Source organism: Terrabacter sp. R4-6, assembly GCF_057529065.1.
In genome coordinates this window covers 3,475,241-3,488,232 of sequence record NZ_CP197224.1, presented here as the reverse complement: position 1 = coordinate 3,488,232, position 12,992 = coordinate 3,475,241, and the positions used below count along the sequence as shown (strand labels likewise).

General features: G+C 72.1%; 9 protein-coding genes and 1 tRNA gene. 3 read left to right on the top strand and 7 right to left on the bottom strand.

Annotation, left to right across the window (positions count from 1 at the left end):
* Positions 1-120: 120 nt before the first annotated feature.
* Both ACSSS0_RS16315 and mptB read left to right on the top strand, forming a co-directional pair.
* A tRNA-Leu gene (locus ACSSS0_RS16315) sits at positions 121-195 on the top strand.
* A 191-nt stretch (positions 196-386) separates the two neighbouring features.
* The gene (mptB, locus tag ACSSS0_RS16310; protein ID WP_487228813.1) at positions 387-1,967 is read left to right on the top strand and encodes a polyprenol phosphomannose-dependent alpha 1,6 mannosyltransferase MptB; all 1,581 of its coding nucleotides are present in this window, start codon (positions 387-389) and stop codon (positions 1,965-1,967) included.
* 33 nt (positions 1,968-2,000) lie between these two features.
* Here mptB and ACSSS0_RS16305 read toward each other — a convergent pair whose 3' ends face one another.
* The 4 genes from ACSSS0_RS16305 to eno form a co-directional block, all read right to left on the bottom strand.
* Positions 2,001-2,975, bottom strand: coding sequence for a Ppx/GppA phosphatase family protein (locus ACSSS0_RS16305; RefSeq protein WP_487228812.1), 975 nt, complete (start codon positions 2,973-2,975; stop codon positions 2,001-2,003).
* Positions 2,968-3,543 carry a DUF501 domain-containing protein gene (locus ACSSS0_RS16300; protein ID WP_487228811.1) on the bottom strand — a complete coding sequence of 192 codons (576 nt, stop codon included), beginning with the start codon at positions 3,541-3,543 and terminating at the stop codon, positions 2,968-2,970. The genes ACSSS0_RS16305 and ACSSS0_RS16300 overlap by 8 nt, the downstream gene beginning before the upstream one ends.
* A gap of 84 nt (positions 3,544-3,627) precedes the next feature.
* Positions 3,628-4,425, bottom strand: a complete 798-nt coding sequence (locus ACSSS0_RS16295) for an FtsB family cell division protein (protein ID WP_487228810.1) — start codon at positions 4,423-4,425, stop codon at positions 3,628-3,630.
* A gap of 4 nt (positions 4,426-4,429) precedes the next feature.
* Positions 4,430-5,731: a phosphopyruvate hydratase gene (eno, locus tag ACSSS0_RS16290; RefSeq protein WP_487228809.1), complete on the bottom strand. Its 1,302-nt coding sequence runs from the start codon at positions 5,729-5,731 to the stop codon at positions 4,430-4,432.
* A 405-nt stretch (positions 5,732-6,136) separates the two neighbouring features.
* On the opposite strand from eno, the gene ACSSS0_RS16285 reads away from it, so the two are divergent.
* Positions 6,137-7,573: a sugar transferase gene (locus ACSSS0_RS16285; protein ID WP_487228808.1), complete on the top strand. Its 1,437-nt coding sequence runs from the start codon at positions 6,137-6,139 to the stop codon at positions 7,571-7,573.
* Between the two features lie 108 nt (positions 7,574-7,681).
* On the opposite strand, the gene ACSSS0_RS16280 is transcribed toward ACSSS0_RS16285, so the two are convergent.
* The 3 genes from ACSSS0_RS16280 to mfd are packed head-to-tail and all read right to left on the bottom strand — an operon-like array spanning position 7,682 to position 12,962.
* A complete protein-coding gene (locus tag ACSSS0_RS16280; protein WP_487228807.1) occupies positions 7,682-8,665 on the bottom strand; it encodes a nucleoside triphosphate pyrophosphohydrolase in 984 nt (327 codons plus the stop codon).
* A 19-nt stretch (positions 8,666-8,684) separates the two neighbouring features.
* Positions 8,685-9,248 (bottom strand): hypothetical protein, encoded by a 564-nt coding sequence (locus ACSSS0_RS16275; RefSeq protein WP_487228806.1) that lies wholly within the window; start codon positions 9,246-9,248, stop codon positions 8,685-8,687.
* A 33-nt stretch (positions 9,249-9,281) separates the two neighbouring features.
* Complete coding sequence (mfd, locus tag ACSSS0_RS16270) at positions 9,282-12,962, bottom strand: transcription-repair coupling factor (RefSeq protein WP_487228805.1); 3,681 nt, start codon at positions 12,960-12,962, stop codon at positions 9,282-9,284.
* Between the last annotated feature and the right edge of the window lie 30 nt (positions 12,963-12,992).

Below are 12,992 nucleotides of genomic sequence, written 5' to 3'. Positions count from 1 at the left end.
AGTAAGCGAACGCACCCCTCCGGAAGGTTCCCGCCGGCGAGAAGTGCTCCCCCGACACGGGATCGTGACGAAGGCCGGGGTGACCGCTCTTGCCCGGGGCGACGGCATACTGGGGACCCCGCCCCCGTGGCCCAACCGGCAGAGGCAGGCGACTTAAAATCGCCACAGGTGAGGGTTCGAGTCCCTCCGGGGGTACGACGCAGGCGTCAGTCGTGCGGCACGGTTCGGTAACGCCCTGCTCACGCCTTGGCGTGGCACGGCACGCACCTCGCCTCTCCGCCTAGACTGACCGAAGAGATCGAGGTCCAGGGGCCCCTCCGATGTGCTCCTGCACGGCCTGTGCCGCACCTCGAGTGCGTACCCCTCAGAGCACGAAGGAGCAGCGGGTGCTGGAGCATCGTGTCGCCGGTGCGACGACGGCTGCTCCCCTGCGCGCCTCGTGGTCCGTCGACCCGCGCGTCGTCGACTTCGGCGACCGGCTCGTCGCGGCGCTGCGGCGCACGTGGGCCGACCCGATGGTCCGCCGCGGCACGCTCGGGATGTCCTTCGTCGCGGCCGGCTCGATCAGCCCCGCCTTCCTGCCCGCCGACACCTTCGAGCTGCCCGCCTCGCCGCTCATCGAGCGCTTCGGCCTCGAGTGGCTCGGCACCGGGGCCGGCCGGGTCCTCACGACGATCCTGCTCGCCGTCGGCATGGCGCTGCTCGTCGACGCCTGGCTGAGGATGCGCCCGGTCCACGGCCGCAAGGCCCCGTCGATGGCCTGGCTCTTCTGGAGCCTTCCGATCATGCTCGCCCCGCCGCTCTTCAGCCGCGACGCCTACAGCTACGCCGCCCAGGGGCAGATCGTCCTGCGCGGCATGGACCCGTATGCCGTGGGTCCCTTCTGGGTGCCGGGGCCGTTCGCCGACCAGGTCGACCCCATGTGGGTCGACACGCCGGCCCCCTACGGTCCGCTCGCGCTCCAGGTGCAGCACCTCGTCGTCAGCGTCTTCCCCGAGAACGCCTACGTGTCGGCCGTCGCCATGCGCGTGCCGGCCCTGCTCGCGGTCGGGCTGCTCGCGTACGCCCTGCCGCGCCTCGCCGAGCGCTACGGCGTCAGCGGTCGGCACGCGCTCTGGCTCGGCGTGCTCAACCCGCTCGTCATGATGCACTTCATCGGCGGTGGCCACGGCGACGCCGTCATGGTCGCCCTCGTGACCTTCGCCCTCCTGCTCGGCAGCCGTGGCCGTTTCGTCCTGGCCGCCGTGACGATCGCCGGCGCCGCTGCCTACAAGCAGACCGCCGTCCTCGGGCTCATCGGCATCATCGGCATGGCCCTGCAGACCCAGGCCGACCTCGAGCCCGGAGCGCCTGCACGGCTCAAGGCGATGATCCGCCACGGCCTCGTCTACGGCGGCATCACCGCGGCGACCTTCACGGCCATCACCGCCGTCACCAGCCTCGGCTGGGGCTGGATCCCCAACCTCTCCGTGCCCGTCTCGCTGCGCTCGATGCTCTCGCCGCCGACGTTCCTCGGCAGTGCGGTCGAGTGGCTGCTGAAGCTCGCGGGCATGCCGGAGAGCGTGACCTCGGCGCCCGTCCCGATCGCCCAGACGATCGGCCTGCTCGCCGGCCTGGCCGGCATCGCCTGGATCACCTGGCGCGTCGCCCCCCGCAACCCGGTGCTGGCCACCGCGGGCGCCCTGCTCGTGCTCTGCGCCTCGGGGCCGGTCATCCACCCGTGGTACCTCCTCTGGGGAGGGCTGCTCCTCGCGGCCGTGCGCCTCTCGGCGAGGCACCTGCGCGCCGTCGTCTTCGTGACGCTCTTCTTCGTCACCTACGGCGTCGTCGACGCGACGGTCTCCAACGGCACGTGGGCACTCGGCGTCTCGGCCGCGCTGTGGATGGCGGCCCGCCTGCGCGCCAACCGTCGTCGCGTTCACGAGCAGGCCGGCGAGCCCGTGCTCGCCGCGCTCCCCCGCCACTGACGGGGCACTCTCGAGGGCCGCTGACGGGGCGGGTCAGCCGCGCCGGGCCGCGCTGAGCGCGATCCCGTCGAGGATGTCGTGCTCGGACGTGACGACCTCGGTGATGCCGGCGCGGTCGACGACTCGCTCGACGACCCGGCGCCACACGAGGGCGCCGGCGCCGATGACGTCGACGCGGCCCGGGTGCATGTAGGGCAGCGCGGCGCGCTGCGCTCGCGGCATCGCGAGCAGGTCGTCGCACGCCGCGACCATGTCGGCCGGGGACGAGCGGGCCAGGTGGACGCGCTCGGGGTCGTATGCCGTCAGGCCCAGCAGGTGCGCTGTGATCGTCGTGACGCTGCCGGCCAGGCCGACGAGCGTCGCGATCCCTTCGATGGGCACGGCCGACTCGGCGACGTCGAGCGCCGCGTCGACGTCGCGCGTCGCCGCCGCGATCTCGTCGTCGGTGGCGGGGTCGCTGACGAGGTGCCGCTCGGTCATCCGGACGCAGCCGATGTCGACCGAACGGGCGGCCTCGACGTGGTCAGTGCCGCGGACGAGCTCGGTCGAGCCTCCCCCGAGGTCGACGACGAGGTAGGGCCCCGAGACTCCTTGCGCCGCAAGGCCTCCGGTGGCGCCGGCGAACGACAGTGCGGCCTCCTCGTCACCGGAGACGACCTCGGGCGAGACCTCGGAGCCGTAGTGCTGCACGAAGGCCGCGCGGACGCCCTCGATGAAGTCGGCGGCGTTGCGGGCGTCGCGCGAGGCCGACGTGGCGACGAAGCGGACGTGCACGGCGCCCAGCTTACGGCAGGCGGCGGCATACTCCCGCGTGACGGCGAGCGTGCGCTCCATCGACTCGGGGGCGATGACACCCGTGCGGTCGACGCCGTGGCCGAGGCGGACGATCTCCATGCGGCGCCGCACGTCGACGAGGGCACCGGTCGCCGGGTCGACGTCGGCGACGAGCAGGCGGATCGAGTTGGTGCCGCAGTCGATCGCGCCGACGCGGACGGTGGGGTCACTCACCGGTGCCTCCTTCGGCGGCGGCATCCTCGGCCGCGTGCACGGCCGCGCACGACGTCGGCAGCCACCAGTCGTCGAGCATCGCGAGGGCCTCGTCACCGAGCGGGTTGACGCCCGGACCGGCCGCCAGCGAGTGGCCGACGAGGACGTGCAGGCACTTGACGCGGGTCGGCATGCCGCCGGCCGAGATGCCGTCGATCTCGGGGACGTCGCCGAGCTCGGCCCGCTGCGCGAGGTAGTGCTCGTGGGCCTTCGCGTAGGCCGCGGCGAGCTCCTCGTCGTGGGCGAGCCGCTCGGTCATCTCCTTCATGACGCCGCCCGTCTCGAGCGTGCTCACGGCGCCGGTGAGGCGCGGGCACGTCGCGTAGTACGTCGTCGGGAAGGGTGTGCCGTCGGGCAGGCGGGGCTCGGTGCGCAGGACGTCGGGCTCACCGCACGGGCAGCGGTGCGCCACCTCGGCCACGCCGCGCGGGCGGCGACCGAGCTGACGCTCGACGGCGTCGAGGTCGGCGACCTCGACCTGGTGGGCGCCGGCTGCAGGCGGTGTGGACGGACGGGAGGTGTCGCTCACGCGGGACTCGCTTCTCGGGCTCTCAGGGGTGACCGTGTTGACCGGGTTGACCGCGGTGAGAGTGTTGACCGCGGTGACGGCGGGTCACTTGGTGCGGGTGACCCCGGCGGTGGGTCGGTCGGCGATCTGGATGGACTGCCACACCTTGCCGTACCACGGTGACGCGGCGTTGGCCATGGGCGCGGCCACGACGGGGCGCTCCGCGGCAGGCGCGCTCGCCTCGTTGGTCGACGGGTCGATGACGGTGTAGGCGCGGTCGCCGACCCGCACGAACTTGAGGCGTTCGCGGGCCTGGACCTCGATGTAGGCGGGGTCCTTCCACAGCGCGGCCTCGCGCTCGAGCTGCGCCACGGTGTCGCGCTGCGCGGCGACCTTGTCCTGCATGGCCGAGGCGTCGCCACGCTGCTGCACGAGCGAGCGGAGCGTGGGGACGATGGTCACGGCGAGCATGACGAGGATGCCGAGCAGGATGGCACCGCGCACCCAGGCGGTCGAGGCCGACGGCGGGGCCGTCTGCGGGGTGCGCGGGCGAGCCGCGAGGGCCGGACGCTCCTTGCCCGCGCCGGGACGGCTCGCGCGTGAGGCGCCCGGACGGGACTGGCCGGGTCTGGTGGCCGACGTGCGGTTCGCGCCCGCGCGGCCGGTCGACCGCGCGGAGGACGCACGGCCGGTGGACGAGCTCGCCGGGCCGGCAATGCCGGTCCCTGATCTCGGGGCTGCCTTCGGGCCGGGCTTCGCGCCCGGCTTGGGGCTCGGCTTCGCGCCCGGCTTGGGGCTCGGCTTGGCGCCCGGCGTCTGCCGGGATCCGGCCGGTCGCGCGCCACCGCCCGGGCGGCCCGTCGACGACGGGCGGCCCGGGCGGGACGGCGTGCGGTCGGCCACGAGGTCAGCCCTCGGCGCCGAAGCGGCTCGCGTCGAAGCGCGGGAAGGCGCCCGTGCCGGCGTAGACGGCGGCGTCGTCGAGCTCCTCCTCGATGCGCAGCAGCTGGTTGTACTTCGCGACGCGCTCGGAGCGGGCCGGGGCGCCGGTCTTGATCTGGCCGCAGTTGGTGGCGACGGCGAGGTCGGCGATCGTGACGTCCTCGGTCTCGCCGGAGCGGTGGCTCATCATGCAGCGGTAGCCGTTGCTCTGTGCGAGCGTCACGGCGTCGAGCGTCTCGGTGAGCGTGCCGATCTGGTTGACCTTGACGAGCAGCGCGTTGGCGGTGCCGGTCGAGATGCCGCGCCCGAGGCGCTCGGGGTTGGTGACGAAGAGGTCGTCGCCGACGATCTGCACCTTGGAGCCGAGCAGGTCGGTCATGGACTTCCAGCCGTCCCAGTCCTCCTCGTTGAGGGGGTCCTCGATGGAGACGAGCGGGTAGGCCTCGACGAGCTCGGCGTAGTAGGTGATCATCTCCTCGGCCGACTTGCTGGCACCCTCGAAGGCGTAGGAGCCGTCCTCGAAGAACTCGGACGCCGCGACGTCGAGCGCGAGGGCGATGTCGCGGCCGGGCTCGTAGCCGGCGGCCTTGATCGCCTCGAGGATGAGGTCGAGCGCCGCGCGGTTGGACTCGAGGTTCGGCGCGAAGCCGCCCTCGTCGCCGAGACCGGTCGCCAGGCCGCGCTCGTGCAGGACCTTCTTGAGCGCGTGGTAGACCTCGGCGCCCCAGCGCACGGCCTCCCGGAAGGTCGGCGCGCCGACGGGCGCGATCATGAACTCCTGGATGTCGACGTTGGAGTCGGCGTGCGACCCACCGTTGAGGATGTTCATCATCGGGACGGGGAGCACGTGGGCGTTCGGGCCGCCGACGTAGCGGAAGAGCGGCAGGCCGGCCGACTCGGCGGCGGCGTGCGCGACGGCGAGCGAGACACCGAGGATCGCGTTGGCGCCGAGGTTCTCCTTGTTGGACGAGCCGTCGAGCGCCATCATCTCGGCGTCGATGAGGCGCTGCTCGCTCGCGTCGAAGCCGACGAGGCGCGGGTTGATCTCCTCGATGACCGCGTCGACGGCCTGCTCGACGCCCTTGCCGAGGTAGCGGCCCTTGTCGCCGTCGCGCCGCTCGGACGCCTCGAAGGCGCCGGTCGAGGCGCCCGACGGGACGGCCGCGCGGGCGAACGTGCCGTCGTCGAGACGGATCTCGACCTCGACGGTGGGGTTGCCGCGCGAGTCCAGGATCTCGCGGGCGCCAATCTCCTCAATGCTGGCCACTTGGCTCTCCTGTGCTGGTGCTGCTCATGGGTGCTCATGGAGTGCTCGGCGCGGACGAGTCGCAGCGGTGCGGACCCCCGCGCACCGAGCACAGGTGCTGGGGACGAGCCTAGCCCGTGGGGTCTGCGGGCCGGTGGAGCGACCCGGCATACGGGCAGGTGGAACGGCAGGTGGGGCAGACCGGGACGTATCGGGCACCGGGACAAACAGGGCCCTTCCGCCCATAGTTTTTTTACCTCTTCCTTACCAAAGCCTGACCGGGAGCAGGCATACTCACAACTAGCCATCCGGGGGGGTGGAGCTGGTCGTGAATAGGGCACCAGTGGGTGCCGGGGGTGGGGTGTGGTCATGGGTCAACCCATGCGCGAGTCGGGGGTTGTTCTACTGAATGTGAGCGCGCGTCCAGTGACGCAGCCGCTCAGTGAGAGGGGCCGGGGGCAGCGTCTGCTGCAGCTCGGGATCGCTGGTGGTGACCTCGTCATCATCACGGCGGCGACCGCCTTGGCGGCCGTCGGACGCACGAGTCTCGACGTCTTCGACGTCGCGAACGACGTCAACCAGGTCGCCCAGTCGGTCGGCCTGTGGATCGTGGCTGCCTGGATGGTCGCGAACCTCGCGCTCGGGACGTACACGAGCAGCCACCTGGGCGTCGGCACCATCGAGTACGCCCGGGTGTGCAGCGCCGCCGGTCTCACGGCCGGGGCCATCGGCATCCTCAGCTACCTGACGAAGTTCAACCTCTCACGAGGCTTCTTCGTGCTGATCTTCGCCATCGGCCTGCCGCTCGTGCTGCTGTGGCGGTGGTACGCCCGACGCCTCGTGCACCGGGCCCACGCCCACGGCCACCTGCTGACGCGGGTGCTCATCTCGGGCTCGGCCTCGCACGTCGACGACGTCGCCGCGGTGCTCGAGCGCGAGACGTGGCTCGGCTACCGCATCGTCGGCGCCCTGACGCCGTCGTCGCAGCCGACCCCGGAGACGCCGCGGGGCGTCCCGGTCGTCGGGAACACCGGGCAGACCGCGGAGTCGGTCATCGCCGAGAAGGCCGACATGGTCGTCTTCACCGAGGGCGCGTTCCCCTCGGCCGTCGACTTCCGCCGCATCGCGTGGGACCTCGAGGGACACCACGTGCAGATGGCGGTCGTGCCGAGCCTCAGCGACATCAGCTCGGGTCGGATGGCCATGCGCCCGGTCGGCGGCCTGCCGCTCGTGCACGTCGAGCAGCCCCAGAGCCTGGGCGCCTCACGTGGCCTCAAGCGGGCCTTCGACTTCGTCGGGGCGACGTTCCTGCTGCTGCTCGCCGCGCCCGTCATGGTCGTCGTCGCGATCGCCACCAAGCTCCAGGACGGCGGCCCGGTGCTCTTCCGCCAGACCCGCGTCGGCCGCGACGGCGAGCTCTTCGAGTGCCTCAAGTTCCGCAGCATGGTCATCGACGCCGAGGCGAAGCTCTCCGGCATCACGCACCTGAACCAGAACGCCGACGGCGTCCTCTTCAAGGCCCAGAGCGACCCGCGCATCACCCGGGTCGGCGCGTTCATCCGGCGCTACTCGATCGACGAGCTGCCCCAGCTGATCAACGTCGTCAACGGCGACATGAGCCTCGTCGGCCCGCGGCCGGCCCTGCCGGCCGAGGTCCGCCGCTACGTGCCCGACGTCCAGCGCCGCCTCCACGTCCGGCCCGGCATGACCGGCCTGTGGCAGGTCTCCGGACGGAGCGACCTGTCGTGGGAGGACACGGTGCGCCTCGACCTCTACTACGTCGACAACTGGTCGATCGTCCAGGACCTGTCGATCATGGCCAAGACGATCCACGCGGTCTTCGCCTCGCGCGGCGCCTACTGACGCCGCACCGCCGGTTCGCTGAGGGCCACGTCACCGCACCCCGGTGACGTGGCCCTCACCGTTCGCCCGGCCTCCGGGCGGCCCGAGGGCGTATGCCGTCCGGCCGGCTCAGGCGTCCGGGTCGGCCTGCGCGCCGGCCGCGCTCGCGGCCTCCAGGCCGCGCAGGGTCTCGCGCAGCGCGGCCTCGGCGTCGATGCCCTCGTCCCGTGCCGTCCGGACGAGGTCCAGCAGCTGGGCGCCGAGCCCACCGGACGCGACGGCGTCGTCGACGAGGTCCTCGCGGCCCGAGCGGCGCAGGCGCGAGACGTACCTCTCGGCCCGGGCCAGGGCCGGCAGCGAGCTCGGGACACCTTCGACGGGGTGGGTGCGGTGCTGCTTCTCGTCGGCCTTGATCGACTCCCAGTTGGCCTCGACGGCGTCGGCCGTGTCGGCCTCGACGTCGGAGAAGACGTGCGGGTGTCGCCGGACGAGCTTGTCGACGAGACCGCCGGCGACGTCGTCGATGTCGAACGGCTCGGTCGTGTGCTCCTGCGCGACGCGGGACTGGAACGCGATCTGCAGCAGCAGGTCGCCGAGCTCCTCCTGCATGTGCGCGGAGTCGCCGCTCTCGATCGCCTCGATGGCCTCGTGCGCCTCCTCGAGGAGGTAGGGCACGAGGGAGGCGTGGGTCTGCTTCGCGTCCCAGGGGCAGCCCCCGGGCGACCGGAGACGGTCCATGACGGCGACGACGTCGAGCAGCCGCGCACCGGGCACGTCGAAGGAGCCGATGAGCAGCTCGACCTCGGGCGGCTCCGGCAGGCGCGTCACCTCGACGGCGATCGCGTCACTGAGGCCGGGGTCACCGTCGGAGGAGCCGACCCACACGACGTCACCGACCTCGGAGGCGGTGACGAGGTCACGAGCGAGGTCGGCCGGGTGACCGTCCTCGCGGGCCAGCACCTCGATGCCGGCCTCGACCAGCGCGGCCACCTGCGGCTCGTCGGGACGGCCCCACACGGCATACGCCTGCTCGAGGCTCTGCCACGCCTCACGGGTCAGCAGACCCGGGGCGATGCGTGGGGTCGTGACGAGCAGGACGACGCGGGCGGTCACGACGGAGGGCTACGGAGGTCTACTGGGCCGTGGCCGGGGCGGTCGCCGGGGCGGTGTTGCCACCCGGCTTGACCCAGTTGGGCGTCTGCTGGCCGATGGTGAAGTACACCGGCCCCTCGTCGGACTGCACGACCGAGCCGTACTTGGGGTTGACGCTGATCTCGGCCTTCTTGAGGTCGGCGCGGTAGGCGGCGACGTCGGCCGGCGTCATCTTCTGCGACTGGATGAGGGCGACGGCCGCGACGAATTCCTTCGTCGTGTCGGTGGCGTCGGGGATCGAGGAGATGACCGAGGCGTACGTCTCGTCGGGCTTCCAGCTGCCGGAGGCGGAGACGGCGTCCTTGAGCATGGGCGCCGCGACGAGCGCGGTGACGACGATGTTCTCGGCGAAGTCGAGCTTGGCCTTCTGGAGCTGGTCGTACGTCTCGCGGACGTCGGACTCGTGGATGACCTCGCCGTTGACGACGGCGGCGGCCTGCTGGCGCGTCTCGAAGCCGCACCCGCCGAGCAGCGACACGGCGCCGAGCGCGGCGATGCCGACGACGGCCACGCGCTTCGCGGGTTGAGCAGACCAAGCCTTCACTGATTTCCTCCTCTGGCGGATGCGTCTGACATCCTACGGTGCTCCCACGCGGGTTTTCGCCGCGCCCGACGATGCGCCCGCCGAAGCCCCGGCGGCCGCCGCGATGTCGTCGAGCAGGACGGCGGTGATCAGCTGCCGCGCCCATGTCAGCACCTCGACGTCGCGCAGCGGCTTGCCACCCACGCGGGCCGTCATCGGGGCCGGGACGAGGATGGTGCCGAGGGCGTCCTTGACGATGGTGCCCGGGTAGAGGCGCATGAGCCGCAGCTGCTGGCTCTCGCGGAGGTCCTTGACCGGGCCGAAGCGCACGACCTTGCCCTGCACGCCGATGTCGCCGATGCGGGCGGCACGGGCCACGACGCGCAGCCGCGCGACCTCGAGGAGGTTCTCGACCGGCTTCGGCGGCGCGCCGTAGCGGTCGCGCAGCTCTGCCTCGATCTCGTCGACGGCCTCGAACGTCTCGACGGTCGCGAGCTTCTTGTAGGCCTCGAGGCGCAGCCGCTCCCCCGGCACGTAGTCGTGCGGCAGGTGCGCGTCGACGGGCAGCTCGATCTTGATCTCGGCCGGCAGGTCGACCGCGTCGCCGCGGAAGTCGGCCACCGCCTCGCCGATGAGGCGCACGTAGAGGTCGAAGCCGACGCCCTGGATGTGGCCGGACTGCTCGCCGCCGAGCAGGTTGCCGGCGCCGCGGATCTCGAGGTCCTTCATGGCGACGGCCATGCCCGACCCGAGGTCGGTGTTGCTGGCGATGGTGCGCAGCCGGTCGTGCGCCGTCTCGGTCATCGGCTTCTCGGGCGGGTAGAGGAAGTAGGCGTAGGCCCGCTCGCGACCACGACCGACGCGGCCGCGCAGCTGGTGCAGCTGGCTCAGGCCGAGGACGTCGGAGCGCTCGACGATGAGGGTGTTGGCGTTGGAGATGTCGAGGCCGGTCTCGACGATCGTCGTGCACACGAGCACGTCGAACCGCTTCTCCCAGAAGTCCTCGACGACCGCCTCGAGCTTGTGCTCGCCCATCTGGCCGTGCGCGGTGGCGATGCGCGCCTCGGGGACCAGCTCACGCAGCCGCGCCGCCGCCTTCTCGATGCTGCTCACCTTGTTGTGCACGAAGAAGACCTGGCCCTCGCGCAGCAGCTCGCGCCGCACGGCCGCCGTGATCTGCTTCTCGTCGTAGGCGCCGACGAAGGTCAGCACCGGGTGGCGCTCCTCGGGCGGCGTCGCCAGCGTGGACATCTCGCGGATGCCGGTGACGGCCATCTCGAGCGTTCGCGGGATCGGCGTGGCCGACATCGACAGCACGTCGACGGCCGTGCGCATCGTCTTGAGCAGCTCCTTGTGCTCGACGCCGAAGCGCTGCTCCTCGTCGATGATGACGAGGCCGAGGTCCTTGAACGTCACGTCCTTGGCGAGCAGGCGGTGCGTGCCGATGACGAGGTCGATGGTGCCGTCGGCCATCCCGGCCATGACGTCCTTGGCCTCCTTGTCGCTCTGGAAGCGCGAGAGCGAGGAGACCTTGACCGGGAACTGCGCGTAGCGCTCGGCGAAGGTCTGCTGGTGCTGGCTGACGAGCAGGGTCGTCGGCACGAGCACCGCCACCTGCTTGCCGTCCTGGATGGCCTTGAACGCCGCGCGCACGGCGATCTCGGTCTTGCCGTAGCCGACGTCGCCGCAGATGAGCCGGTCCATGGGGACCTGCTTCTCCATGTCGGCCTTGACCTCGTCGATGCTGATCAGCTGGTCGGGGGTCTCGACGTAGCCGAAGGCGTCCTCGAGCTCGCGCTGCCAAGGGGTGTCGGGCGCGAACGCGTGGCCCTTGGTGGCCTGGCGGGCGCTGTAGAGCCGGATGAGGTCGGCCGCGATCTGCTTGACATAGCGCTTGGCCCGCGACTTCGTCTTGCTCCAGTCGGAGCCGCCCATCTTGTTCAGGGTGGGCTCCTCGCCGCCGACGTACTTCGTCACCTGGTCGAGCTGGTCGGTGGGGACGAAGAGGCGGTCACCGGGCTGGCCGCGCTTGCCGGGGGCGTACTCGATGACGAGGTACTCGCGTGTGGCACCGGCGACAGTGCGCTGCATCATCTCGACGAAGCGGCCGACGCCGTGCTGCTCGTGGACGACGTGGTCGCCGGGGCGCAGCTGGAGCGGGTCGACCTGGTTGCGGCGGCGCGACGGCATGCGTCGCATGTCCTTGGTCGACGTGCCGCTGCCCGGCTGGCCGGTCAGGTCGGTCTCGGTGAGCACCTCGACGCGGGCGCCCTCGTGGACGAAGCCGCGGCCGAGGGTCGCGGTCGTGACGTGGACCCAGCCGGGCTCGAGGGCGTCGTCCCGCGTGGTGTCCAGCGGGCGAACGGCGACCTCGTGCTCGCCGAGCACCTCCGCGACACGCTTCGCGAGGCCGGGGCCCTCGGTGACGACGGCGACGGCCCAGCCGTCGGCGACCCGCTCGCGCAGGTGCTCGACCGCGCGGTCGGTGTCGCCGCGGAAGGCCTCGGGGTCGGTCGTGCGCACGGCGAGGCGCTCGTCGACGTCGTCGTCCTCGATGACGAGATCGGCGTCGGCCGCGAACGGCGTCAGCGTCCACCACGCGCGGCCGGACCGCTCGGCGAGGGCGCGCACGTCGGCCAGCGACCAGTAGGAGGCGCTGCCGAGGAGCGACTGGAGGTCGACGGGCACCTGGTTGCCGGCGGCGGCGTTGGCCCAGCTCGCCTCGAGGAACTCCTCGCTCGTCGCGACGAGGTCGTGGGCGCGGCGCCGGACCCGCTCGGGGTCGGCGACGAGCACGATCGAGCGATGCGGCAGGACGTCGAGGACCGACTCCATGCCGTCGACGAGGGCGGGCGCGAGGGACTCCATGCCCTCGACGGCGATGCCCTCGGCGACCTTGGAGAGCATCTCGGCGACACCCGGCAGCTGGTCGGCGAGCGCCCGCGCCCGGGCCCGCACGTCGTCGGTGAGCAGCAGCTCGCGACACGGCGGCGCCCAGAGACCGTGGTCGGCGATCTCGAGCGAGCGCTGGTCGGCGACCTTGAACCAGCGCACCTCCTCGACGGTGTCGCCCCAGAACTCGATGCGGACCGGGTGCTCCTCGGTGGGCGGGAACACGTCGAGGATGCCGCCGCGGACGGCGAACTCGCCGCGCCGCTCGACGAGGTCGGTGCGGGTGTAGGCGGCGGCGACGAGCGCGTCGACGACGTCCTCGAGCGGCCGCTCGTCGCCCGCTCGCAGCGCGACGGGGACGAGTTCGCCGAGCCCCTTGGTCAGCGGCTGGAGGACGGCGCGCACGGGTGCGACGACGACGGAGAGCGGGCCGTATGCCGGGTCGTCGGGGTCGGGGTGCGCGAGCCGTCGCAGCACGGCCAGTCGCCGCCCCACCGTGTCGCTACGAGGCGAGAGCCGCTCGTGCGGCAGCGTCTCCCACGACGGGAAGACGGCGATGCGGTCGGCGGAGAGGAAGAGGCCGAGGGCGCTCGCGAGGTCGTCGGCCTCACGCGTCGTCGCCGTGACGACGACGATGGGGGCGGGCTCGGGGGCAGGCTCGGGGGCGGGCTCGTTCGTGGAGCCGGCTCCGGAGCCGTCGGCCTGCTGGGCCAGCGCCGCGACGAGGAACGGCCGCGTCCCGTCGCTCGCGGAGACGTCGACGAGACGAGCCCGCCCGACCTGGTCGAGGACGTGGCGGACATCGGGAAGCGCCCTGAAGGCGGACAGCAGTGGGTGCGGCATCAGGTCCTCCAGTCTAGGTCGGTGCGGCGA